The sequence below is a fragment of the Mycetocola zhadangensis genome (genome assembly GCF_003668565.1).
Classification (GTDB): Bacteria; Actinomycetota; Actinomycetes; order Actinomycetales; family Microbacteriaceae; genus Mycetocola_A; species Mycetocola_A zhadangensis.
The window spans coordinates 215460-237765 of the sequence record NZ_RCWJ01000001.1 but is presented as its reverse complement, the minus strand read 5'-3'; the positions used below and the strand labels follow the sequence as shown (position 1 = coordinate 237765).

Sequence of the window (22306 nt, the reverse complement as noted above, 5' to 3'; positions counted from 1 at the left end):
CTGGAGGTCATACGTGGCGCAACTGTTGATTCTGACCTCACGGGTCGACAATGACGTGCTCCCCTCCCTCGGTTTACTCAGTCACCGTGTGCGTCAGATACCGGCCCAGCCGGCTCAACTCGTCAACGCGCCCTCGAGTGATTTGATCCTGATCGACGCTCGGACCGACCTGGCAGGCGCCAAGTCGCTGTGCAAGATCCTCCGGACGACCGGGCTCACCGTCCCGCTTCTCATCGTCCTCACCGAGGGCGGACTCTCCGCTGTCAGCGCTGACTGGGGTGTTGACGATGTCATCGTCGAGAACGCCGGCCCTGCCGAGATCGACGCACGCGTTCGACTTGCTATCGGCAAACAGGCGCTCGAGCAGACGACGACCAAAATCCAGACGTCCGGTGTTGTCATCGACGAGGCCAGCTATTCGGCCAAGGTGCAGGGCAAACCGCTCGACCTCACCTACAAGGAGTTCGAGCTCCTGCGCTTCCTCGCCACTCACCCGTCCCGCGTGTTCACCCGGGAACAACTGCTCAGCGAGGTCTGGGGATACGACTACTTCGGTGGCACCCGAACCGTCGACGTTCACGTCCGACGCCTTCGCGCCAAACTCGGTGACCTCGAACAGCTCATCGGCACCGTCCGCAACGTCGGCTACCGTTTCAACGTCTACGAGGAGGACAGTGCGCCCACCGACTCTACGCACGCGTAGCCTTCAAGACCCGGCGTCCAGGAGTGCCTTCACCCGCCTCGTGCGGATGGCCATCACCGTCGACGGGCAGGGGCCGTTCAACGACCAGGCGCTCCTCGACGCTGAGAGCGGCGCACGGCGGCTCGACTTCATTGTTGAGCTGCAGGAATCACCGAGCGCCGCGGAACACCTCGTCGGCGCCGCCATTCTCGGAACCGACGAACTTGAACTCGTCATCGACCCGGAATGGCGGGGCTCCGGCTACGGCCGCGCCGCCGTCGCTGAGCTGATCGCTGACGCGTCGCCCGGGCTCAAGGCGTGGTCACACGGCGATCACCCCGCGGCTCGGGCACTGGCCAGCCGATTCGGCTTCACCCCGATCCGCACCCTTCTTCAATTGCGGATGCCACTGGCCGGCTCCCCGAATTCAGCACCCGTCTTCGATAGCTTCCGTCCTGGAACAGATGACGTTGAATGGGTCGCGCTCAACGCACGGATCTTCGCCTCTCACCCCGAGCAGGGCAGCATCACCGTCGATGATCTGCACCGGCGCCGAGCAGAACCGTGGTTCCAGAACGACGATTTCCTGATCGCACGCGACGAAGAGGGCCGAATGGTCGGCTACAACTGGCTCAAGATTGAAGGAGACCTCGGCGAGATCTACGTCATCGGTGTGGAAGCACCCGGCAGGGGCCTCGGTAAATCGCTCATGCTCGCGGGGCTCGAACGAATGCGCGCCAGGGGATGCTCAACGGCAGCACTGTTCGTTGAGGCCGACAACGAGCCGGCAGTTCACCTGTACCGCTCACTCGGATTCTCCGACCACACGATCGACGTGCAGTACCAGCTCGGAGCGTGACGGCGGGCGCCGTTGTCGCTGAATCGGACGCCATAGACCGCCCCGATTGTTTACCGGCAAAGCACGCAGTCGTTTGCTCAAGGTGACAAGATATTGCAATGGCACCAGACAGCATGGCCCAGGACTCCGGACTCGGATGGGACGACGACGACTTCGATCCCGCGTTCGAGCGCGATGACCCTGCGCTCCCAGAGGGCAGGTATCTCGACCGCGAAGTGAGCTGGCTGGCATTCAACCAGCGGGTGCTCGAACTCGCGGAGGACCCAACGGTTCCCGCCCTCGAGCGAGCCAACTTCCTGGCTATTTTCGCCTCCAACCTCGACGAATTCTTCATGGTGCGGGTGGCAGGGCTCAAACGCCGTGTTCTCACCGGACTCGCGGTGCCGACCAACGTTGGCAGGGCCCCCGGCGATGTTCTGGACGACATCTCCCTGAAGGCGCACGAACTGCAGCTGCGCCACGCCCGTGTGTGGAGCGACGCCGTGAAGCCGGCCCTCACCGAAGCCGGCGTCAGCGTCGTAACCTGGGACTCGCTTGCCGAGGACGATAAGTCCCGCCTGACCGAGTACTTCTCACGACAGATCTTCCCTGTGCTCATGCCACTCGCCGTTGACCCGGTACACCCCTTCCCCTACATCTCAGGGCTCTCCCTCAACCTCGCCGTGCGTGTGAGGAACACGAAGACCGGGCGCCAGGAGTTCGCGAGGCTCAAGGTCCCGCAGATGCTGCCCCGGTTTGTGCGGGTCGACCCGTCAACAACCCTCGACAACGTTCAGTACCTGCCGCTTGAGGATCTCATCGCCAACCACCTCGGTGACCTGTTCCCCGGAATGGAGATCGTGGAGCACCACGTCTTCCGGGTGACCCGCAACGAAGACGTGGAGATCGAAGAAGACGAAACCGAGAACCTCATCCAGGCGCTCGAGAAGGAACTGCTTCGCCGACGCTTCGGTCCGCCCATTCGCCTCGAGATCACCGAGGACATGGATGACGTCACGCTCGACCTCCTCGTTCGCGAACTCGATGTCACCGAGCAGGAGGTTTACCGCCTTCCTGCACCGCTCGACCTCGGCGGGCTCTTCGGCCTCTCAGGTATTGACCGGCCGGACCTGCGGTACCCACCTCGAGTGCCAACGACCGTTCTCGAATTTCAGCCGGCCGAACCGAACGGCAAAGCCGATGTCTTCGGCGCCATCTCCCGCGGTGATGTTCTCGTGCACCACCCGTACGAGTCGTTCGCAACGAGTGTCCAGGCGTTCCTCGAGCAGGCTGCAGCCGACCCGCACGTGCTCGCCATCAAGCAGACCCTGTACCGCACCTCAGGCGACTCCCCCATCGTCGAGGCGCTCATCGACGCGGCAGAGGCCGGCAAACAGGTGCTCGCTCTCGTCGAGATCAAAGCCCGCTTCGACGAGCAGAACAACATCTCGTGGGCGCGGAAGCTCGAGAAGGCAGGCGTTCACGTCGTCTACGGCCTCGTTGGACTCAAGACCCACTGCAAGCTGGCCCTCGTCATCCGTGAGGAAAAGGGAACACTCAAGCACTACAGCCACATCGGCACGGGAAACTACAATCCCAAGACCAGCCGGACCTATGAAGACCTCGGCCTGTTCACCGCAGACGCGCAGGTGGGCAAGGACCTCACCCGCCTGTTCAACGAGCTGTCCGGTTATGCCATCGAGAAGAAGTTCAAGAGGCTTCTTGTCGCTCCGCTTCACCTGCGCAAAGGCCTGCTCAAACACATTGACCAGGAACGTCGGAACGCCGAGGCAGGTAAGCCGAGTGGCATCCGGATCAAAGTGAATTCGATAGTCGATGAGGCAATCATCGATGGTCTCTACCGTGCAAGCCAGGCGGGAGTGCCCGTCGACATCTGGGTGCGTGGCATCTGCAGCCTGCGGCCAAGCCAGGAGGGCATGAGCGAGACGATTCGGGTGCGCTCCATCCTCGGACGTTTCCTTGAGCACTCGCGCATCTTCTCGTTCGTCAACGACGGCGACCCGCACGTCTTCATCGGCAGCGCTGACATGATGCACCGCAACCTTGATCGCCGGGTCGAAGCGCTCGTGCGGCTCTCTTCGCCCGCTCACCTCGCCGAGATCTCGGGCCTGTTCGATGTCGCCATGGATGACAAAACCTCTTCATGGCACCTCGAAACCGACGGGCGCTGGGAACGCCACAGCCTCGACTCGAACGGAGAGCCGCTCGTTGATCTTCAGGACCGACTGATGCTGAAGACGAGTCTGCGACGGCGACCGAGGAGCCGCCGGTGACGACGGCCGTCTATGCGGCCGGCGCCGTTTGCTGGCGACTGATCGACGGAAAAATACACGTACTCGTCATCCATCGCACGAAATATGCAGACGTGACGTTACCCAAGGGCAAGGTGGACCCTGGCGAATCCCTGCCACAGACCGCTGTGCGGGAAGTGCACGAGGAGACGGGCCTCGCCGTGTCGCTTGGGGTTCCGCTCGGCGTTTCTGCGTACACCCTGTCGAGCGGTCGGGAAAAAGTCGTGCACTACTGGGCGAGCGAGGTGACGGATGCTGCGGTGCGTGCGTCGACTTTCGTGCCAAACGGCGAAGTGGCCGCCCTCGAGTGGGTCACTTTGAAACGCGCGCGGAGCTACCTGAGCTACGAACACGACGTCGAGATTCTTGAGACGTTCTCAACGCTCGTGAACGAAGGCGTGACATCGACGTTCGCGCTCATCGCGCTCCGTCACGGCAAAGCGGTTTCCCCCTCCTCGTGGAAGGGCGATGACGCGTCTCGGCCGCTCACCTCGCGCGGTGTCGAGCAGGCCAACGAGATTGTCGGAACGCTCCAAGCGTTCGGTGTTCGACGGATCGTGACGAGCACCGCGGTGCGCTGTGCCACAACTGTCGCCCCGCTGGCCGCGGCCGCTGGGATCGATGTGCGCCGCACCGACCTGATCAGCCAGGACGCATACGAGTCCGGAACGTCTGACGTGCGAAAGGTCGTCGGGAAGCGCGTTCGATCGGGCAAGACCGCGGTGCTCTGCAGTCACGGCCCCGTGCTTCCCGACATCCTCCGTGAGATCGCCCTCGCGACGGGAAGCATCACGGGCTCGTATCTCTCGAGTGCTGCGGGATTGACCACGGGCGCATTCAGCGTGGTGCACCTCTCGGCGACCAACCCGAGCTCCGGAATTATCTCTATCGAAACGCACGAGCCCCGCGCCTGAGCGCCCGGGGTTTCAGGAGTCGTTAACCTTCCGTTTACCACGATGAGGGAGTCTCGTAAGGCCACGTGCCTAACGTTTCTCGTGGGCCTGCACCGGCCCGTCCCGAAATCACAATGAATGGAAACAATTCCGTGAAGTTCTCGAAAGTCGGCCGCGTTGCGGTCATCGCAGCTGTGGCAGCCCTCTCTTTGACCTCCTGTGCGGCAAACGAAAGCGGCGCTAGCGAAGGCAGCTCGGACAGCACACTCTCCGGCGAACTCGTCGGCATCGGCGCATCGAGCCAGGGCAGCGCGCAGGAAGCATGGATTGCCGGCTTCCAGACCGCCCACCAGGACGTCACCGTCAACTATGACCCGCAGGGCTCAGGGGCCGGGCGCGAAAGCTTCATCTCCGGTGCCGCAGCGTTCGCCGGTTCGGACTCGCTGCTCAGCGACGACGAACTGGCCGGCGACTTCGCCAGCTGCGCCCCAGACACCAAAGCCATCGATCTTCCGGTCTACATCTCTCCCATCGCCGTGATCTTCAACGTCGATGGTGTGGACGAACTCAACGTTGACTCCGCGACCCTCGCGAAAATCTTCTCCGGCGAGATCACCAGCTGGGATGACCCCGCACTGGTGGCGTTGAACCCCGACGCGTCGCTTCCGTCCGCTGCGATCACGGCTGTGCACCGTTCAGATGACTCAGGTACCACCAAGAACTTCGCCGACTACCTCAACAAGACGGCGCCTGACGCCTGGGCCGAGGAACCGAGCGACACCTTCCCGTTCCAGAGTGGTGAGGGTGCGCAGGGGACCTCCGGTGTGGTGAGCGCTGTCAGCAACGGCTCGAACACCATCGGCTACGCAGACGCATCCAAGGCGGGCGACCTCAGCACCGCAAAGATCAAGGTCGGTGAGGAGTTCGTCGGATACACCGCCGAAGCCGCAGCGGCAGTCGTCGAAGAGTCCCCGATGGCCGAGGGGCGCGAGGCGAACGACATTGCAATCCAGCTCGACCGGATGACGACGGACCCGAGCCACTACCCACTCGTTCTCGTGAGCTACGCAATTGCCTGCCAGGAGTACGCTGACGCTGAGGACGCCGAACTCGTCAAGGAGTACCTCACCTACATCGCCAGCGAGGAAGGCCAGACGGTCGCGGTCGATGCTGCGGGAGCAGCACCGCTCTCGAGCGAACTGAGCGCAAAGGTCGCAACGGCCATCGAGTCCATCAAGTAACTCATTCCATTTCAGCTCGCCCGGTGGATGCATGCATCCGCCGGGCGAGCAACTGGGTTCATTCGAATCCATAAACCACACAAGGGTAAAGACAAGGGCACATGACCACAACAGCGCAGCCGCCGGCAACGCCGGTGCAGCCCGTAAGCCCCGGCAAGCCCGAGGTGCCCGCGGTGCCGCCAAAGGTCGTTCAGCGGCCCGGTGACCGCATCTTCAGCGGATCAACGCTCGCCGCCGGAATCCTGATTCTTGTCACCCTCGCCGCTGTCGCCATCTTCTTGGTCGCACAGAGCCTTCCTGCCTTCACGGCGGACGAAAGCGACATCAAGGGCGACGCCACAAACTTCCTGTCCTACGTCTGGCCGCTTGTCTTCGGTACGGTCTGGGCGGCCTTCATCGCGCTAGTCATCGCGGTGCCGCTCGCCATCATGGTTGCACTTTTCATCACCCATTACGCACCTCGACGGCTCGCGCAAAGCCTCGGCTACGTGATCGACCTGCTCGCTGCAGTCCCCAGTGTCGTCTATGGCCTCTGGGGTATCGGTGTTCTTGCCCCTGCAGTCCAGCCGGTCTACAGCTGGCTCGTCGAGAACATGGGCTGGTTTCCGCTCTTCGCCGGTCCGGTGTCCGGAACCGGCCGCACCATCCTCACGGTGGGAATCGTCCTCGCCGTCATGATCCTCCCGATCATCACCTCACTTTCCCGTGAGATCTTCCTCCAGACGCCAAAACTGCACGAGGAAGCCGCACTCGCTCTTGGAGCCACACGGTGGGAAATGATCACCATTGCCGTCCTCCCGTTCGGGCGACCGGGAATTGTCTCAGCGTCGATGCTTGGCCTCGGTCGGGCCCTGGGCGAGACCATGGCCGTTGCCATGGTGCTCTCACCGAGCCTGATCGTGAGTCTGGTCCTGCTGCAGTCGCAGAACCCGAACACGATCGCCGCGAACATCGCTCTGAACTTCCCTGAAGCTCACGGGGTCGGCGTCAACATTCTCATCGCAAGCGGCTTGATCCTCTTTGTGATCACGTTCGTGGTCAACTTCATCTCGCGAGCGATTGTCGACCGCCGCAAAGCATTCTCCGGAGCGAACTGATGGCTATCACCCAGGCGCCGATAACGAGCGCTCTCAAGGCGGGCAAGCTCCACAGGTTCACGCCCCTCTACATCATCCTCGGCACGCTCGCGGTGGCAACGGCTGTCTTCGCCATACTCGGCGCCGTCAACGTCGCCGGGATCCTCATCGTTACAGCAGTGCTGTTCGTCGTGACGTACTGGCTGCTCTCGCTGTTCGTCGAAGGTTCCCGCAAGGCCAAGGACCGCCTGATGACGAGCCTCGTGGTGATCGCGTTCCTCATCGCGCTCGTCCCCCTAATCTCGGTGGCGATCACGACCCTCACGAACGGCGCTGCCCGTTTCGACGTCGACTTCTTCACCATGTCGATGCGCAACATCGTTGGCGAAGGCGGCGGAGCGCTGCACGCGATCACGGGCACGCTGCTCATCACGCTGGCCACGAGCATCATCTCGGTACCGATCGGCATCCTCACCGCCATCTACCTTGTCGAGTATGGGCGAGGGAAACTCGCCCGATGGATCACTTTCCTGGTCGACGTGATGACCGGCATTCCGTCGATCGTCGCCGGCCTGTTCGCCTATGCCCTTCTTGTCATCTTCTTCGGTGAAGGAGTGCGCCTGGGTATCGGTGGTGCGATCGCGCTGAGCGTTTTGATGATCCCGGTCATCGTCAGGTCGACCGAGGAAATGCTGAAGCTCGTCCCCAATGAACTCCGTGAGGCTTCCTATGCGCTCGGTGTCCCCAAGTACCTGACCATCCTCAAAGTGGTGCTCCCGACATCGCTCGCCGGAATCGTCACCGGTGTGATGCTTTCGGTCGCCCGCGTGATCGGAGAGACGGCGCCACTGCTCATCATCGCCGGTTACACCCAGAGTATGAACTACAACCTCTTCGACGGCCGCATGATGGCGCTGCCAACATTTGTCTACAACTCGTATGCCCAGCAGGGAAGCGACGCCCAGGCATACATCGACCGAGCCTGGACTGGCGCCCTTTCGCTCATCCTTATCGTGATGGCGCTCAACCTCATTGCGCGGCTCATCGCCAACATCTTCTCGCCCAAACTGGGCCGCTAACCTCAACCCGAAGGAACGCATTCGTGTCCAAACGCATCGAGGTCAAAGACCTCAAGGTTTACTACTCCAGCTTCCTGGCTGTCGAAGACATCAACCTCACCATCGAGCCGCGAACGGTCACCGCGTTCATCGGGCCGAGCGGTTGCGGCAAGTCCACCTTCCTCCGCACCCTCAACCGGATGCACGAAGTGATCCCGGGCGCCCGTGTCGAGGGTGAAGTGCTCATTGACGGTGACAACCTCTACGCACAGGGAGTGGACCCCGTGCTGGTGCGTCGTCAGGTGGGTATGGTCTTCCAGCGCCCCAACCCGTTCCCGACCATGTCGATCCGCGACAACGTGCTCGCAGGCGTGAAACTGAACAACCGCAAGATCACCAAAACGGATGCCGACGATCTCGTCGAAAAGTCGCTTCGGGGTGCGAACCTCTGGAACGAGGTCAAGGATCGGCTCGAGAAGCCGGGATCCAGCATCTCCGGTGGTCAGCAGCAGCGTCTCTGCATCGCGCGGGCCATCGCCGTCTCCCCCGATGTCCTCCTGATGGACGAGCCGTGCTCAGCGCTCGATCCGATCTCGACACTCGCTATCGAGGACCTCATCGAGGAACTCAAGAACGAGTACACGATCGTCATCGTCACGCACAACATGCAGCAGGCATCACGGGTGTCTGACCGCACCGCGTTCTTCAACATCGCTGGCACCGGAAAGCCAGGCAAGCTCATCGAATACGACGACACCAACACGATCTTCACGCAGCCGAGCGTGCAGGCGACGGAAGACTACGTCTCGGGTCGGTTCGGCTAGACCGCACCACAAATACGACAGCCCGCTCGAGTTTCGAGCGGGCTGTCGTATTTTGTGAGGTCGATCGGGTCAGCTCGTGTGAATGACAATAAGCGGATCGGTTGTCGGCTGCTCAGAGCCGCCAGCAGGTTCGACGGTCACACCGACAGCGTCGCCGGCACTCATGGCTCCCTCAAGCACGCGCCAGCTCTCCCCGACCCGGTCAGTGTTGAAGACACCGGCCGAAATGGGTCCGTCCTCGCCGATGTACCAGAGCTCGTAGGTCTTCTCGTTGGGCAGTTTCGCAAGACCGTCAACGATCATGACCGACTCGGCGAGCGCACCGGACCAGACAAGCGTCGCCGTGACCTGCTTCTCGTCGTTGATGTTCGTGAGACGAATGGTTTCGCGCATCGCGTCAGGCTGGGCATTGATGTGAGCCAGCCGTAGCGCTTCTTGCAGTCCGTTGCCGTTGTTCAACACACCCGTGAGAACGTTGGCTCCCAGCAGAACGGCGACAAGAGCGACGGCTGCAACCAGGGCTGATGCTGGCCCCGAATACCAGCGACTCTTCGCCTTCTGTTGTGCCTTCGAGGTGCGAGCAGTCTGGGCGGCGTTCGAGGCCTTCGTGGTGGGCGACGATGGGGCGAGTGTGGACGGTGCAGCGGCAGCGACCGGGGCCACCGGCGCGGACGAGGCAGCTGTCGGCGCTTCCGAGCTCGCCGGTGCTGTGGCAGCGTCAGCCGGCAACTGCGGAGTCGTGGCGATCATCGACATGATGCTCGCTTTGAGCGATGCCGGTGGTTCGATGTCACTGGCCAGCAGGTCTGCGGTTGCAGCGAAACTCCGAGCATCTGCTTTCGTCTCGTCTGAAGATGCGAGGTAGCGTTCGAATTCGGCTACTTCGCCGTCGTCGAGAGCGCCGAGAGCGGAAAGCGCAGCGAGTGTGGCTGGTGCGTCGTCGTGAGGCTCGCCGACGGTCAGGTCGTCGTCACGGTTCGTGTCATTCACAGGGCCACCCCCAATTCCTCTCTCAGTTTGATCATTCCATCCCGTATTCGGGTTTTCACAGTCCCAAGCGGGATTCCAAGTCGTTCAGCGACCTCGCTCTGCGAGAGACCGCCGTGGTACGCCAGGCTGATCGCCTGACGCTGGATGTCGCTGAGCGTACGGAGCGCCCGATCGACCCGTTCCGACTCAAGTTTGAGTTCAACATCCTCTGAGACGCTGTCGTATTCCACCTTCCGGTCGCGAATCCCGATGCGCACGTCCCGGTCTCGACCGGCCTGCGACGCACGTACACGGTCAACGGCCCTTCGGTGAGCCATTGTGAGAATCCAACCGCGTGCTCCACCCTTATTCGGAGCGAAGCGCGTAGCGGTTTGCCAAACCTCGAGGAATACTTCCTGAGCGACTTCCTCAGCCTGGGCACGGTCGACCAGAATGCGCTGGATCAAACCGAACACCCGCGGAGCGAGCAGGTCATACAGTTCAGAGAACGCTTCCTGGCTTCCGTCAGCGACAGAGCTGAGCAAGGCGGTCGCGCGATCGTCGTCGGAGACTTCCGTCGTCGCGATCGCTTCAGCTTCTTCTGGCACGTGTCCAAGCCTCTCACATGCACCCATACATGAAAGTGACCGGGCCGCAGAACGCCTCTCGGCGTGAGGCCGCTCAGAGCGGCGAATATTGGAGCCCGGGGTTACTGCGGCCCGGCCGTCCACCAGTCTACCCAAAGGTGAACGAGAAAGCGTCGACACCTGTCCCCACCTTGACATCGAGCGAGCCCGACTCTATAGACCCGGTCTCAACCAGCTGGTACGAGGTCGGGGTGCCGGTGACAGTGATTTCCCGGGTCTTCCCGTTCACTGTGAGCGTGACTGTGCCCTCCCCCGCGAGCACTATCCGCACTTCACTCGCCGTGTAGTTCAGGCGAGCGGATGCTTCGGTGCCGGTCGGCGTGATGCTTTGCGTTCCGATATCCCACCCTCCCGACAGCGCGAATGAGTTTGCGGGAAGTTGTTTGGGAAGCCGGAAGTCCGCCTGTCCCTTCGTGTATTTTTCGGCGCCGACGAAGTTGACCTCTTTCGTGGAACCGAGGTAGGTCTCCCGAGTCGTCGCACCGCTCTCGGGGGTGTCGTCCGCGACGTCCGTTGCTGCCGGCAGCGTGGCATCCGGATTCGCATCTTTCAGAAGTGCGCGGATGTGCTTCTCTGTGGTGTCGTATCCACCCTCACCAAGCTTGATGTGGCGCACAGTGCCGTCGGCGTCGATGAGGTAGGAGGCCGGCCAGTAGCGGTTGCGGTAATTGGTCCAGGTGGAGAGGCTGTTGTCGATTGCCACCGGGTAATCAATACCGAAGTTCTCCGCTCCGGCTTTGACGTTGTTGACCTCCTTTTCAAAGGCGTACTCGGGTGCATGTACACCGATCACTTCGAGGCCGGCGTCTTCATAGGCGTCGTACCAGGCGGTGACGTGCGGGAGTGAGCGCTGGCAGTTGATGCAGGAGTAAGCCCAGAAATCGATCAGGACGACTTTGCCTCTCAGCTCGTCGAGAGAGACTGCGGCGTTGTCCTTGGTGTTGAACCACTCGGTGATGCCGGTGATCTCAGGAGCGGTGCCGCAGCTCTCAAGCTCGATTCCGCCGTTCGAGCACTTGTCGAGGTCGCGGTTCTCGTCCGTCACGATGCCGCCGAGGTTGAGGGCCTTTTGTACCTCGTCCGACTCGTTAATCTGGTTCTGAATGGCGCTGGTGTAGTCGGGAACGAGGCGCTGGAGCAGCTGCGGAACGTTGAAGACGAGGCCAATGGCGAGTGCGATCATGACGATGCCGCCGGTGAGCCGAATGGCCGACTGGTGCTTGCGGAACGTTTTGACTCGCTCACCGACGCGGCGTCCGGCCAGCGCGAACACCAGAAGCGGGATGGCGGCGCCGAGAGCGAATGACAGCGTGAGAACGACGGTGTCCACACCGATACGGCCCGTCGACCCAGCGACGGTGATCGCGGCAAGAACGGGTCCGGCACAGGGGACGTAGACAGCGCCAAGGGCGATTCCGAGACCGAATCCTGAGCGGTCGGTTCCGACGTTTCTCTGTGGAATCTTCGAGAACGGCTTCTCCAGGATGTGCTGGAACTGCGGGACGATCAGGCCGATTCCGATGAGCACGAGAACGACGATGCCAGCCCAGCGCAGGAAGTCCTGCGGCAGGTTGAGCAGGGCGAGCAGCAGGGATCCGAGCAGCGTGAAGAGGCTGAAGCTGACGACAAGCCCGGCAATCACCAGATAGGGCCGCAGGGACTGGCCGCGGGCCAGAACTTTGCCCTTCTCGTCGGTGTCTCGAGCCCCCTGAACACCCCCGGAAAGAAAGATGACGGGCAGAACGGGAAGGATGCAGGGCGAAATACCCGTGATCAATCCGCCGAGCAAGCCGATGAGAGCGAGCGTGAACATGGAGCCTCCGTAAATGGTTGAAGGCTGTTCGGAGCGATGAGCGAAAGGGATGGGAAAGTGCTCGGAATCCGGAGCCGAAAAGTTTTTTGAGAAAGTTCCAAACCATTTCGCACCCCGCTCCGAAGAGCTTTTCACAGCCGCACAGCACGTGGCATTGGGGGTCGGGTCACCGGCCACAACTGAAGGAGAACCAGCTCATGAAAACCAAGCGCAACACACTTGCAGCACTGTCGCTTCTGGCAGTCACGGCCTTCGGCCTCACTGCTTGTTCCTCGACCATGGAGCAGAATCCTGCCTCGGGTTCCGGGTCGAACAAGTCCTCAGAGTCTTCGTCACCGTCCATGGAGGAAATGGACCCGGCAGCTGACCTCGTCGGCGCTGGCTGCGCAGGCTACGCCGAAATGGTTCCGGACGGAGCCGGTTCGGTCGTCGGCATGAGCCAGGACCCTGTCGCGGTCGCCGCGTCGAACAACCCACTGCTCACCACGCTGACCGCTGCGGTCTCCGGTCAGCTGAACCCGGACGTCAACCTCGTAGACACGCTGAACGGCGATGAGTTCACGGTCTTTGCACCGGTTGACGACGCGTTCGCGAAGATCGACGCTGCCACGATCGAGACGCTTAAGACTGATTCAGCTCTGCTCACCTCGATCCTGACTTACCACGTCGTCCCAGGCCAGGTTGCTCCTGACGCAATCCCCGGAATGCACGAGACCGTGCAGGGCGGAACGGTTGAGGTCACTGGCGAGGGCGATGACCTCATGGTCAACGGCGCTTCGGTGATCTGCGGTGGCGTTCAGACAGCTAACGCGACCGTGTACCTGGTCGACACGGTACTGATGCCGCCTGCTGAGTAAGCAGTAAATCTCGCCGGTTTCTGAACCGCGATTTCACGAAAGACCCGCCGCTTCCCGATAGCGGCGGGTCTTTCTCGGTAACTCCGGCGTCATGCACTGTTCGATGCACCACTCCGCGGGGCAACCCTCGTCAGTCGAGCGATTCCTGACGCCACAACCGGGCGCAGCCGGTGAGGTCGTGGGCGAGCGTTGAGAGTCGAAGAGCTCGCGTGGTGAGGTCGAGTGACCTGACCGGCTCGGCGGCGTCTGCATCGTCCGCGACGCTGGCAGCGCCTGACGCCGAGACCCGACAGAATGCAGCCGCCCGTTCCAGAGCAACAGCAAAGTCACCCTCGAAAAGCCCGCGGAGAATCTGGTCGGCGAGCGTGACGATCTCGTTAGGTCCGGCCGGGATGGGTGCGCCAGCGACGACGGGGTCGATGGTGTGCATCACTTCGGTGCCCCGGGTGAACAGGTAGCTGGCCGAGTGCGGATCTTCCTTGATCATCAGTTGAAGTAGATAGATGCGCCAGAGTGCGCCTGGCAGGCTTCGCGGAGTCGCCCGCGACCACAGCTCAGCAATGGCGTCGATGCCGTGTTCCTCTGTATAGGCCACGAGCCTGTCTATGACGCCGGGGTCTGGGTCGTTGCGAACCCTCGCAAGAAGGGCCAGAGCCGTCTCGTGGGCGATCCGGCTCGTTTCGGCTGGATCGATGCCGCCCTGGAACGATTCGAAGACGCGCCCGGGAAACTTCGTTGGCTTGTGGAAATCTTCTGCCATCTGAATCCGCCTCTCTAATCGCCAGGGTTAACGGTACTCGCCGCTCTGTGAGCGTAAGTGGTCAAATCACTCAGCGGGAACCGGTAGATTAAAAGGGTTGGGGCCTCTAGCTCAGTTGGTAGAGCATCGGACTTTTAATCCGCGGGTCGCCGGTTCGAGCCCGGCGGGGCCCACCCTCCGCAGCCATCGTTCGCGATAAGCGCTCTTCGGGTTCAGTTCTCGAGAGTGGTGTTCCGGCTGAATTCGTGCGCAGCTCGTCCTGAAAGGTATCGAGCACCTTGCGGGAGCGATCGGCCGCCGGGTCACCGATCTTGTGAATCTGGACCGATTCGTGGGAATGGTTCGATTGAGAACACAAACTCAAGCGGCACATCGAAAAACCTCGCGATTCTGAGCGCCAGGTGCAGGCTCGGGTTGTACTCGCCTCGTTCCAGATAGCCGACCGTCTGGTAGTGAACCCCGAGCGCGTCCGCCAATTCTCGGCGAGACACTCGGCGCTCCGCCCGCAGCATGGCGAGCCGGTTATAGACCGCATCGATCTGACCGCCGGGTCCCGTCGGCTCAGACACGTTGGAGGGCCCGCTGTCGACCTTGCTCAACGCTGGCGACGGTCTCACGCCGTGCCATCCGCGACAGCAGCGCCGGCGCCAGAATGAGCCCTGCAACGGCCCACCCGATCAGTACGAGGAACACCAAGCCGAGCCGCCACTCGTCGCCAATCTCGATGACTACGAACTCGTCGGGCAGTAAGGACGAGCGAATTCCCAATCCCATCCAGTAAAGAGGGGATGCTTGCCCGAGAATCTGTACCCATGGAGCCATGGTACTGAGCGGCTGAATGAGGCCAGAAACCCACACAAGGGCGCCGGCAACGACAAGGCCCCATCCGCCAACCGCCCGCGGACTGCGGAAGAGCGATCCGATTACGAAGCCGAACGCAGTTAGCGCCACGATTCCAAGGCTCAGTACGCCGAGCAGAATCAGGACGTCCACCGCTGAGAGAGCGAAGCCCGGCCACAGGATGACAGCAGCGAGCAGGATCGTTATGGCCGCGGTCGCCGCGAACTCGAGGAGCGATCGAACTATCAGGCCTGTTGTGTATGCACGCAGTCCGCATGGCAGGGACTTCATTCGCAGCAGGGTACCGTCCTCGCGTTCGGTCGAGAGAACGGTGGCCAATGCGTAGGCCGACGTGAATACCACCTGCACCGCGAGGATGCTCGCCAGAACATAGACGGCCATGGGTGTTGCCACGCCGGGCAGAGGCGTGTCGTCGCGATACAGGTAGACCACCACGATCCCAACCACGATTCCCAGGATCGTGTACGTCACGTCACCAGGATTCCGCAGGGAAATGAGCCATTCACGCCAGCCACGCCTGATCCCGATCTTTGTTGCATTCCATTGCGGGTTCATCGGACCGCCTCCTGTTCGGCAGATTCATGTCGTGCGACCATCGCCAGGTAAGTGTCCTCGAGCGTCTGTTCCTTCACCCGGAGCTCGGACACTGCTCTCCCATGGCGTGCCATGAGATCTCGAACGAAAGCGGTTCCATCGCTCGTGCTGTGTACATGGCGTGTGCCATCGAGAACCCAACTCACCTCGGTGGCCCCCGCGACGGAGCGTGCCAGTTCCTCCGCAGTTCCGGATGCCAGGATGCGGCCGCCGTCGAGGATTGCGATGCGATCGGCGAGTATTTCCGCTTCGGCGAGGTCATGTGTGGTCAGCAGCACGGTCGTCGCGTCAAAATCGACCAGTTGATGGATGAGCTCGTGGAAGTCGCGCCGCGCCTGCGGGTCGAAGCCGGCAGTGGGCTCGTCAAGGAAAAGAACCTTCGGTCTTCCGATGATTCCCATCGCCACGTCCAAACGGCGCCGCTGACCTCCCGACAAGGAGCGGACCTGAGCATTCGCCCTGTCTCGCAGGCCGACCATCTCGATGACGTCGCCTGTTGCGATGCGCCGCGTTTCTGTGGCCGAGTATGCGATGTAAAACTGGCCGATATGGTCGAGCAACTGTCGGACCGTCCATCGAGAGTGATCGCGCCACGACTGTAGGACGACGCCGATTTGGGCTCGCCAGCGGTCGTCGCTCATCGCAGGATCCACATTGAGCACACGCAACGTGCCCTCGTCGCGCTTCCGGAAGCCCTCGAGCAGTTCGATGGTTGTTGTCTTGCCCGCGCCGTTGGGCCCGAGCATCACCACCAGCTCGCCTCGCTCAACTGTCAGGTCGATCCCATTCAGAACGACCCGGTTGCCGTAACTCATTCGCAGGCCTTTGGCCTCGATTACAGCCGACATATCGCCTCCGTAGAACTGATACGGACGATAGTAGGACTGCTACATCCGTGAGCACAAGTGTTAGAGCGAAATACGGATGAGCCCAGATACGCCGGATCCATCGGGCTGGGTCATCGCCTTCCCACTCGGGTCTGAACGACGAGCAATCTGAAAAGCAGTCGCTGGGCGACTTCTGCCGATGACTCGGACGCTGAACGTTGTGAAGCGTGGCGCTCGAAGGGTGTGCCAGGTGCTGTGTCAGCATGAATCGAGTTTCGCAGCGAGGTAACATCGGCGATCGACACAGGTCCGCCCTGCAACTCATCGTGGATGAGCCGGGGCGTCTACGGTCCGTCCGTCGTCGTTCGTTCGGGACGACAGCGACTGGTTCTCTCAACGAAACCCACGACGTGAGCCCGTTGCCGCACGCCGTCCGATTTCGGTTTCTGCGGGCTGGACGCCCCCTGTAGGACGCTACCCCGCGGCACCAGGGCGGACACGTGCGACGCTTCTGTCTAGTCAGACCATTCCGGCGCGACAAAAGAGCGCCGATCTACGGCGCTCTCCGGTGTGGGTTGTCTCAGCGCTTGGCGAGAACGTGCGCTGGGATGGCGACAGCGAGCGAAACGGCGATGATACCGACGAAGAAAATGATGGCCTGGAAGCTCGTCACCGTGAACGCGAGACCGAAGAGGTAAATGCCGACGATGAACAGCACGAGTGAGAACGCGAAAGCCATGTGCTCAGTCTAGCCAAGTTCCCTCCCGACTCGGGCACCTTCCCGGCCGTCGTAGCTTTCGGCTACGAGTGACTCAATCTGCCTACGCACGAGTTGCAGGCCAGGGTTCGCCGTGGTCGACCGGCGCCAGGCAAGTTCCACCTGTCGGTAAGGGATTGGATCCACGACCGGAACTGCAACGACTGACGACGGCAGCAAGTCCCGTCCGAGCCTAGGCAGGAGCGCGATAGCCGCCTGATGTTCGACGACGGCGACGTGGGTGGAGAAGTCGCCGTCGTAGTACGCGATCCTCGCACGGTGCCCTGCCCCGGCGAATAATTGCGTGAGCCCTTCGTGGCAAATTGTGCCGACGGGCGTGCTCACCCAGGTCTCACCTGCGAGGTCGGCCGGGCTGATCTCCTTCCGGGAGGCGAGCGGGTGATCCCGATGCACGAGAACATCGACCCGATCCTCGCAGAGCGCCGTTGAGGTGAGCGACGCAGGGACGTCGAGTGAGACGGTACTCCAGTTATGAACAACAGCAAGTTCGGCACCGCCCCGCTCGACAAGCGCCAGGCTGTCCCACGGGTCGAGCTCGATCAGCGTGAGGGTGAGATCCGGCGCGACCTTGCCAAGTCGAGCGAGAAGCGGTGCGATGAGCCCCCGGTTCGCCGTCGAGAAGGAGGCGATGCGCAGGGTCCCATGAATTGGCGCATCCGGAAGCTGGGCCAGACTCTCGAGCTCTTCAAGGTTTCCGAGGAGCGCCACTCCTTTCTCAGCGAGCAGTCGCCCGTGTTCAGTGAGGAGAACACGTCGTCCGACCCGCTCAAGAAGTTTTGCATTGATCTGACGCTCCAGCCGTTTCACCTGTTGCGAGACAGCAGACGGTGTGAAACCGAGCGATTCTGATGCCGCGATAACTGTGCCGTGGTCGCGCACGGCGATGAGTGCGCGGAGATTGTCGAGATCGATCATAAACGGATGCTACGTGATTGCGCGAAGAAAGCATCGCTTGTCCTACATGATGGCCACCGCCACGATGGAAGACGTGACCCTCAAACACAGCGCGCTCGCGCTCCTCGTTGCCCTGCTCTGGGGACTAAACTTCGTCGTCATCGATGAAGGTCTTGACGGGGTGCCACCCCTGTTATTCGTCGCCCTCCGATTCATTCTGGTCGCGGTCCCCGCCATTTTCTTTGTGAAGCCGCCGCAAATCGGCTGGCGCAACGTCGTGGCCATTGGCTTCTTTATGAGTTTCGGGCAGTTTGCTCTGCTGTACCTGGCGCTTCACCTCGGTATGCCAGCCGGACTCGCCTCCCTCGTTCTTCAGACCCAGGTGATCCTCACGGTCATGGTCGCCGCTGGACTCCTAGGCGAGCGGCCCAGCGGCAGGCAGCTGATCGGCGTGATCGTCGGCACGCTGGGGCTCGGTGTTGTCATCGTCGGACACAGCATTGTCGCTCCGTGGGTTCCATTGGTCATCACAGTGGGTGCCGCCCTGTCCTGGGCGATCGGCAATGTCCTCAGTCGACGCGCGAAGGCCGCGTCCGGGCTATCTCTCGTGGTGTGGTCCGCGCTCGTTGTCCCGCTCCCGAGCGCCGCGCTGGCGGTTCTTCTCGACGGCCCTGATGTCGTCTGGCTCGCACTGACGCACCTGTCGGGATTCGCTATCCTAAGCACCCTCTACACAGCGGTCGCAGCGTCGTTGATCGGGTACGGAATCTGGAACTCGCTGATGGCGCGGTACCCAACAAGCGCTGTCGTTCCGTTCACCCTTCTCGTCCCTGTCATCGGAATCGCAGCGGCGTGGCTGGTACAGGGAGAAGTCCCGACCGTGACCGAAATCCTCGGCGGCGCCGTGATGCTCACCGGGCTGGCGACCGCCGTGATCAGTACGGGAAACCGGCGCCGGTTATTGGAAGTCCCGCGATCGGGTGCGGGCGCTGAGCCTCAACGGCTCGATCCGGTCGGCGACAAGGTTGACGATTCCCTCCGGTGATCGTTCGAGGATGCCACGCACAATCATCGCTGGCGCCTCACGTGCCGCACGCCGGTAGCGACCCCAGACGCCGACACTGCAGATCACGTTGACGAGTCCGGTTTCGTCTTCGAGGTTCACAAAGGTGATGCCGCTTGCCGTCGCAGGACGTTGCCGATGGGTGACAACACCTCCCGCCTCGACTCGACGACCCGATTCAGCCGTCCTGAGCTGGGCCGCACTCAGCACCCCGCGCTCGGCAAGCTCAGAGCGGACATGGCGAATCGGGTGGTCGTCCGGTGTGACCCCGGTCGACCAAAGGTCGTTGATGACCTGCTCTTCGTCGGTCAGCATGGCGAAAAGGGGTGGCTGCACGGCGATGTGGCTTCCGTCCAGCTGATCGGGGCGTTCCTGGGACGCCTGGGCGGCATCCCACAGCGCCCCACGTCGTGACAGTCCCATGCTGTCGAACGCGCCGGCTGCCGAAAGCGCCTCGAGCTGACCCGAGTTGAGTCCCACCCGACGGGCGAGGTCACGCATGTCGCGGAACGGTCCCCCGCTCTCGCGCTCCGCAACTATCTGCTTCGCCTTGCGTTTACCGATCGAGGCAACCTCGGCGAGCCCCAATCGCACGGCATACGCGCCGTCACGACGGTGATCGTCCGAATCGAACGGTGCGTCACGATCGAAAGGCTGCACAGCCGGTTGCTCACGCTCGATGCACGCGTCGTTTCCGGTCGTGTGTATTCCGGCGGCGACGCCGTCGAGCGGTTCGAGCCCCGCTTCGACACCGGAAAGCTGGATATCAGGCCGAAGCGTCTCGACCCCGTGCCTCCGAGCATCCGCCACCAAAGACTGCGGTGAATAAAACCCCATCGGCTGGGCACGGAGCAGAGCGGCCAGGAACGCTGCCGGATAGTGCAGGCGCATCCACGCGCTCGCGTAGACGAGCAGGCCGAAACTGATCGAGTGGCTCTCGGCAAAGCCGAAGTTCGCGAAGGCCTGAATCTTTGCGTAGATCGTGTCTGCGTCTTCCCCGGTGATGTTGTTTTCCGCCATTCCTGCGTACAGCTTCCCCTTGAGCGAGCCAATCTTTTCCTGGCCACGTTTGGACCCCATTGCCCGGCGAAGCAGGTCGGCGTCTTCACCGGTGCAGCCTCCGACGACCATAGCCATCTGCATCAGCTGCTCCTGAAACAGCGGAACGCCGAGGGTGCGTTCGAGCACCGGCTCCAGGTCGGGGTGGAGGTAGGTGACAGGCTCTTCACCCGTTCGTCTCCGGATGTAGGGGTGCACAGCGCCACCCTGGATCGGGCCTGGCCGCACCATGGCGATCTGAACCACCAGGTCGTAAAAGCATCTCGGTTTGAGCCGCGGCAGCATGCCCATCTGTGCCCGGCTCTCCACCTGGAACACACCGACGCTGTCTGCGCGGCAGAGTTGGTCGTAGACGCCCTGCTCTTCCTTCGGCATCGACTGCAGATCCCACCGTTCACCGCAGTGCTCGTCGGCGATGTCGAAGGAGTACTGCAGGGCGGCGAGCATGCCGAGACCGAGCAGGTCGAACTTGACGAGTCCCATCCAGGCGCAGTCGTCTTTGTCCCACTGCAGCACGGTCCGGCCGCCCATCCGTCCGTGTTCGATCGGGCACACTTCTCCGACAGGCCGATCGGTGAGCACCATTCCACCGGAGTGGATGCCGAGGTGCCGCGGAAATTTGAGCACTTGCTGTGCAAGGTCGATGACCGGCTCTGGGATGTCGTGGTCGTCGTCTGAGTTCAGCGTTCCCCAACGTTCCACCTGTTTCGACCAAGCGTCCTGTTGTCCCGGGCTGTGTCCGAGCGCTTTGGCCATGTCTCGAACCGCGAACTTCGGCCGGTAGGTGATGACGTTCGCGACCTGGGCAGCGTTGAACCTGCCGTACTTCTCGTAGACGTGCTGGATCACTTCTTCACGCCGGTCGGAGTCGAAGTCGACATCGATGTCGGGTTCTTCCTCGCGCATGCTCGACAGAAACCGCTCGAACGGCAGCCCGTACATGATCGAATCGACGGCCGTGATGTCGAGCAGGTAACAGACCGCCGAGTTCGCGGCGGATCCCCGGCCCTGGCACAGGATGCCGCGACTGCGAGCGAACTGCACGATCTCGTGGACGATGAGGAAGTAGCCAGGAAAGTCCTTTTGCTCGATGACGTCGAGTTCACGGGCGATGCGATCGGTCACAGACGCGTCGGCGTTCGGGTAGCGGCGAGCGGCACCTTCCCAGGCCAGCTGGCGCAGCCAGCTCATCGGAGTGTGACCCTCAGGCACTTCCTGAAGCGGAAGCCCGGGCTTAACACTGCGCAGCCGAAACGCGAGCTCATCGGCAATCTCAACGGTGCGTGATACGGCACCCGGGTACCGTGCGAACCGTCGGGCCATCTCCGCTCCGCTTCGAAGATGGGCAGATCCGGATGCCGGTAGCCAGCCATCCAGATCGTCGAGGCTTCGACGCGCACGCACGGCGGCGAGCGCCGAAGCGAGCGGGTGCTGCGCAGGGGTGGCATAGTGCGCTGACATGGTTGCAACCACTCGAAGGTCGAGTTCAGCGGCGAGCGCAGCAAGGGTGTCGTTGTGCGCTGTGTCGAGTGGGTTGCCATGGTCAAAAAGTTCGACGACGACGTTGCGAGCACCGAACAGGCGGACCAGTTCACTGAGTTCGCGACGGGCGCCCGCTTCGCCCTCGGAAACGAGGGCCTGTCGAACGGCGCCCTTGCGGCATCCGCTCAGAATTAGCCAGGTTTCGTTCGCGGCCGACGCGAGGTCCTTAATGTTGTAACTCGGTTTGCCCTTCTCCGCTCCGGCAGCGAGCTGCGCCCTGGTGATCGCGCCGGCCAGCCGGTGATAGCCCTCCTCCTTACGGGCGAGCACCAGAAGGTGGGTGCCCTCGGGGTCTGGTTCGCCGTTTTGTGGTTTGCTCAGGCCGAGCGAGAGCTCAGCACCGAAGATGGTCTGGAGTTGCGGATGCGCCTCGGCAGCTTCGGCCAGGTGAACGATGCCGTAGAGACCGTCGTGGTCGGTGAGGGCGAGTCCGGTGAGTCCGAGCCGCACGGCTTCCTCCACCAGTTGCTCTGGTGAGGAGGCACCGTCGAGGAAGCTGAAGTTGGAGTGCGCGTGCAACTCGGCGTACGGGACAACCGTGTCGACGGGCGGCGCTTCGACGGGAGTCGGAACGTACGGCGAGCGCTTGCGTGACCAGGCCGGACTGTCACCTCCGTCGGCACCCGCCGGTTGTTGCTCCGGTCGGGACAGGTCGGTCAGGGTGCGCTCGAACTCAGACCAGGAAACCGGGGGGTTATGCCAGCCCATGTGCGCCGCC

Annotated in this window: 20 protein-coding genes and 1 tRNA gene; 11 read left to right on the top strand and 10 right to left on the bottom strand. The window is 62.2% G+C overall.

The window, feature by feature from the left end; translation table 11 throughout:
• Positions 1-13 precede the first annotated feature (13 nt).
• The 8 genes from D9V28_RS01140 to pstB all read left to right on the top strand — a co-directional run bounded on the left by D9V28_RS01140 (position 14) and on the right by pstB (position 8924).
• Positions 14-703: a winged helix-turn-helix domain-containing protein gene (locus tag D9V28_RS01140; RefSeq protein WP_121657889.1), complete on the top strand. Its 690-nt coding sequence runs from the start codon at positions 14-16 to the stop codon at positions 701-703.
• A complete protein-coding gene (gene mshD / locus D9V28_RS01135) occupies positions 675-1541 on the top strand; it encodes a mycothiol synthase (RefSeq protein WP_183086389.1) in 867 nt (288 codons plus the stop codon). Before D9V28_RS01140 ends, mshD begins: the two co-directional genes overlap by 29 nt.
• Positions 1542-1639: 98 nt before the next feature.
• Complete coding sequence (locus D9V28_RS01130; protein ID WP_121657887.1) at positions 1640-3814, top strand: RNA degradosome polyphosphate kinase; 2175 nt, start codon at positions 1640-1642, stop codon at positions 3812-3814.
• Positions 3811-4746, top strand: coding sequence for an NUDIX hydrolase (locus tag D9V28_RS01125; RefSeq protein WP_121657886.1), 936 nt, complete (start codon positions 3811-3813; stop codon positions 4744-4746). The genes D9V28_RS01130 and D9V28_RS01125 overlap by 4 nt, the downstream gene beginning before the upstream one ends.
• 131 nt (positions 4747-4877) lie before the next feature.
• Positions 4878-5966, top strand: a complete 1089-nt coding sequence (pstS, locus tag D9V28_RS01120; protein WP_121658831.1) for a phosphate ABC transporter substrate-binding protein PstS — start codon at positions 4878-4880, stop codon at positions 5964-5966.
• 101 nt (positions 5967-6067) lie between these two features.
• The gene (pstC, locus tag D9V28_RS01115) at positions 6068-7063 is read left to right on the top strand and encodes a phosphate ABC transporter permease subunit PstC (protein WP_121657885.1); all 996 of its coding nucleotides are present in this window, start codon (positions 6068-6070) and stop codon (positions 7061-7063) included.
• Positions 7063-8121, top strand: a complete 1059-nt coding sequence (gene pstA, locus D9V28_RS01110; RefSeq protein ID WP_121657884.1) for a phosphate ABC transporter permease PstA — start codon at positions 7063-7065, stop codon at positions 8119-8121. Before pstC ends, pstA begins: the two co-directional genes overlap by 1 nt.
• Before the next feature lie 23 nt (positions 8122-8144).
• A complete protein-coding gene (gene pstB / locus D9V28_RS01105) occupies positions 8145-8924 on the top strand; it encodes a phosphate ABC transporter ATP-binding protein PstB (protein ID WP_121657883.1) in 780 nt (259 codons plus the stop codon).
• A 69-nt stretch (positions 8925-8993) separates the two neighbouring features.
• Here pstB and D9V28_RS01100 read toward each other — a convergent pair whose 3' ends face one another.
• From D9V28_RS01100 to D9V28_RS01090, 3 genes are all read right to left on the bottom strand, one after another.
• A complete protein-coding gene (locus D9V28_RS01100; protein ID WP_121657882.1) occupies positions 8994-9914 on the bottom strand; it encodes an anti-sigma factor in 921 nt (306 codons plus the stop codon).
• A complete protein-coding gene (gene sigK / locus D9V28_RS01095) occupies positions 9911-10528 on the bottom strand; it encodes an ECF RNA polymerase sigma factor SigK (protein WP_121657881.1) in 618 nt (205 codons plus the stop codon). The genes D9V28_RS01100 and sigK overlap by 4 nt, the downstream gene beginning before the upstream one ends.
• Positions 10529-10628: 100 nt before the next feature.
• Positions 10629-12353 (bottom strand): cytochrome c biogenesis protein DipZ, encoded by a 1725-nt coding sequence (locus D9V28_RS01090; RefSeq protein WP_121657880.1) that lies wholly within the window; start codon positions 12351-12353, stop codon positions 10629-10631.
• Between the two features lie 197 nt (positions 12354-12550).
• Between D9V28_RS01090 and D9V28_RS01085 the strand changes: the two genes are divergently transcribed.
• Positions 12551-13210 carry a fasciclin domain-containing protein gene (locus D9V28_RS01085; RefSeq protein WP_121657879.1) on the top strand — a complete coding sequence of 220 codons (660 nt, stop codon included), beginning with the start codon at positions 12551-12553 and terminating at the stop codon, positions 13208-13210.
• Between the two features lie 130 nt (positions 13211-13340).
• Here D9V28_RS01085 and D9V28_RS01080 read toward each other — a convergent pair whose 3' ends face one another.
• Entirely contained in the window at positions 13341-13970 is a 630-nt protein-coding gene (locus D9V28_RS01080; protein WP_121657878.1) for a DNA-directed RNA polymerase subunit beta, read from the bottom strand.
• A 100-nt stretch (positions 13971-14070) separates the two neighbouring features.
• Between D9V28_RS01080 and D9V28_RS01075 the strand changes: the two genes are divergently transcribed.
• Positions 14071-14143: transfer RNA gene (locus tag D9V28_RS01075), tRNA-Lys, on the top strand.
• A gap of 129 nt (positions 14144-14272) precedes the next feature.
• Here the strand turns inward: D9V28_RS01075 and D9V28_RS01070 are convergent.
• The 5 genes from D9V28_RS01070 to D9V28_RS01055 all read right to left on the bottom strand — a co-directional run bounded on the left by D9V28_RS01070 (position 14273) and on the right by D9V28_RS01055 (position 17945).
• A complete protein-coding gene (locus tag D9V28_RS01070) occupies positions 14273-14482 on the bottom strand; it encodes a helix-turn-helix transcriptional regulator (protein ID WP_121658830.1) in 210 nt (69 codons plus the stop codon).
• Positions 14483-14531: 49 nt separating this feature from the next.
• Entirely contained in the window at positions 14532-15386 is an 855-nt protein-coding gene (locus tag D9V28_RS01065) for an ABC transporter permease (RefSeq protein WP_121657877.1), read from the bottom strand.
• Positions 15383-16273, bottom strand: a complete 891-nt coding sequence (locus D9V28_RS01060; RefSeq protein ID WP_121657876.1) for an ABC transporter ATP-binding protein — start codon at positions 16271-16273, stop codon at positions 15383-15385. The genes D9V28_RS01065 and D9V28_RS01060 overlap by 4 nt, the downstream gene beginning before the upstream one ends.
• 559 nt (positions 16274-16832) lie before the next feature.
• Entirely contained in the window at positions 16833-16991 is a 159-nt protein-coding gene (locus D9V28_RS16010) for a hypothetical protein (RefSeq protein ID WP_183086387.1), read from the bottom strand.
• A gap of 9 nt (positions 16992-17000) precedes the next feature.
• On the bottom strand, positions 17001-17945 hold the full coding sequence (locus D9V28_RS01055; protein ID WP_121657875.1) for a LysR family transcriptional regulator: 945 nt from the start codon (positions 17943-17945) through the stop codon (positions 17001-17003).
• A gap of 73 nt (positions 17946-18018) precedes the next feature.
• Here D9V28_RS01055 and D9V28_RS01050 point away from each other — a divergent pair, with 73 nt between their 5' ends.
• Positions 18019-18969, top strand: a complete 951-nt coding sequence (locus tag D9V28_RS01050) for an EamA family transporter (RefSeq protein WP_183086386.1) — start codon at positions 18019-18021, stop codon at positions 18967-18969.
• Here D9V28_RS01050 and D9V28_RS01045 read toward each other — a convergent pair.
• Positions 18883-22296, bottom strand: a complete 3414-nt coding sequence (locus D9V28_RS01045) for an error-prone DNA polymerase (protein WP_121657873.1) — start codon at positions 22294-22296, stop codon at positions 18883-18885. The two genes, D9V28_RS01050 and D9V28_RS01045, sit on opposite strands and share 87 nt — an antisense overlap.
• Positions 22297-22306 lie beyond the last annotated feature (10 nt).

Bases quoted from the DNA above. Each gene is read 5' to 3' on its own strand.
- pstC (WP_121657885.1), top strand. From the start codon at position 6,068: ATGACCACAACAGCGCAGCCGCCGGCAACGCCGGTGCAGCCCGTAAGC.
- D9V28_RS01085 (WP_121657879.1), top strand. From the start codon at position 12,551: ATGAAAACCAAGCGCAACACACTTGCAGCACTGTCGCTTCTGGCAGTC.
- D9V28_RS01045 (WP_121657873.1), bottom strand. From the start codon at position 22,296: ATGGGCTGGCATAACCCCCCGGTTTCCTGGTCTGAGTTCGAGCGCACC.
- D9V28_RS01080 (WP_121657878.1), bottom strand. From the start codon at position 13,970: ATGGCAGAAGATTTCCACAAGCCAACGAAGTTTCCCGGGCGCGTCTTC.
- D9V28_RS01055 (WP_121657875.1), bottom strand. From the start codon at position 17,945: ATGATCGATCTCGACAATCTCCGCGCACTCATCGCCGTGCGCGACCAC.
- D9V28_RS01060 (WP_121657876.1), bottom strand. From the start codon at position 16,273: ATGTCGGCTGTAATCGAGGCCAAAGGCCTGCGAATGAGTTACGGCAAC.
- D9V28_RS01065 (WP_121657877.1), bottom strand. From the start codon at position 15,386: ATGAACCCGCAATGGAATGCAACAAAGATCGGGATCAGGCGTGGCTGG.
- D9V28_RS01130 (WP_121657887.1), top strand. From the start codon at position 1,640: ATGGCACCAGACAGCATGGCCCAGGACTCCGGACTCGGATGGGACGAC.
- D9V28_RS01070 (WP_121658830.1), bottom strand. From the start codon at position 14,482: ATGCTGCGGGCGGAGCGCCGAGTGTCTCGCCGAGAATTGGCGGACGCG.
- D9V28_RS16010 (WP_183086387.1), bottom strand. From the start codon at position 16,991: ATGGCTTTCGCGTTCTCACTCGTGCTGTTCATCGTCGGCATTTACCTC.
- pstA (WP_121657884.1), top strand. From the start codon at position 7,063: ATGGCTATCACCCAGGCGCCGATAACGAGCGCTCTCAAGGCGGGCAAG.
- sigK (WP_121657881.1), bottom strand. From the start codon at position 10,528: ATGGGTGCATGTGAGAGGCTTGGACACGTGCCAGAAGAAGCTGAAGCG.
- D9V28_RS01090 (WP_121657880.1), bottom strand. From the start codon at position 12,353: ATGTTCACGCTCGCTCTCATCGGCTTGCTCGGCGGATTGATCACGGGT.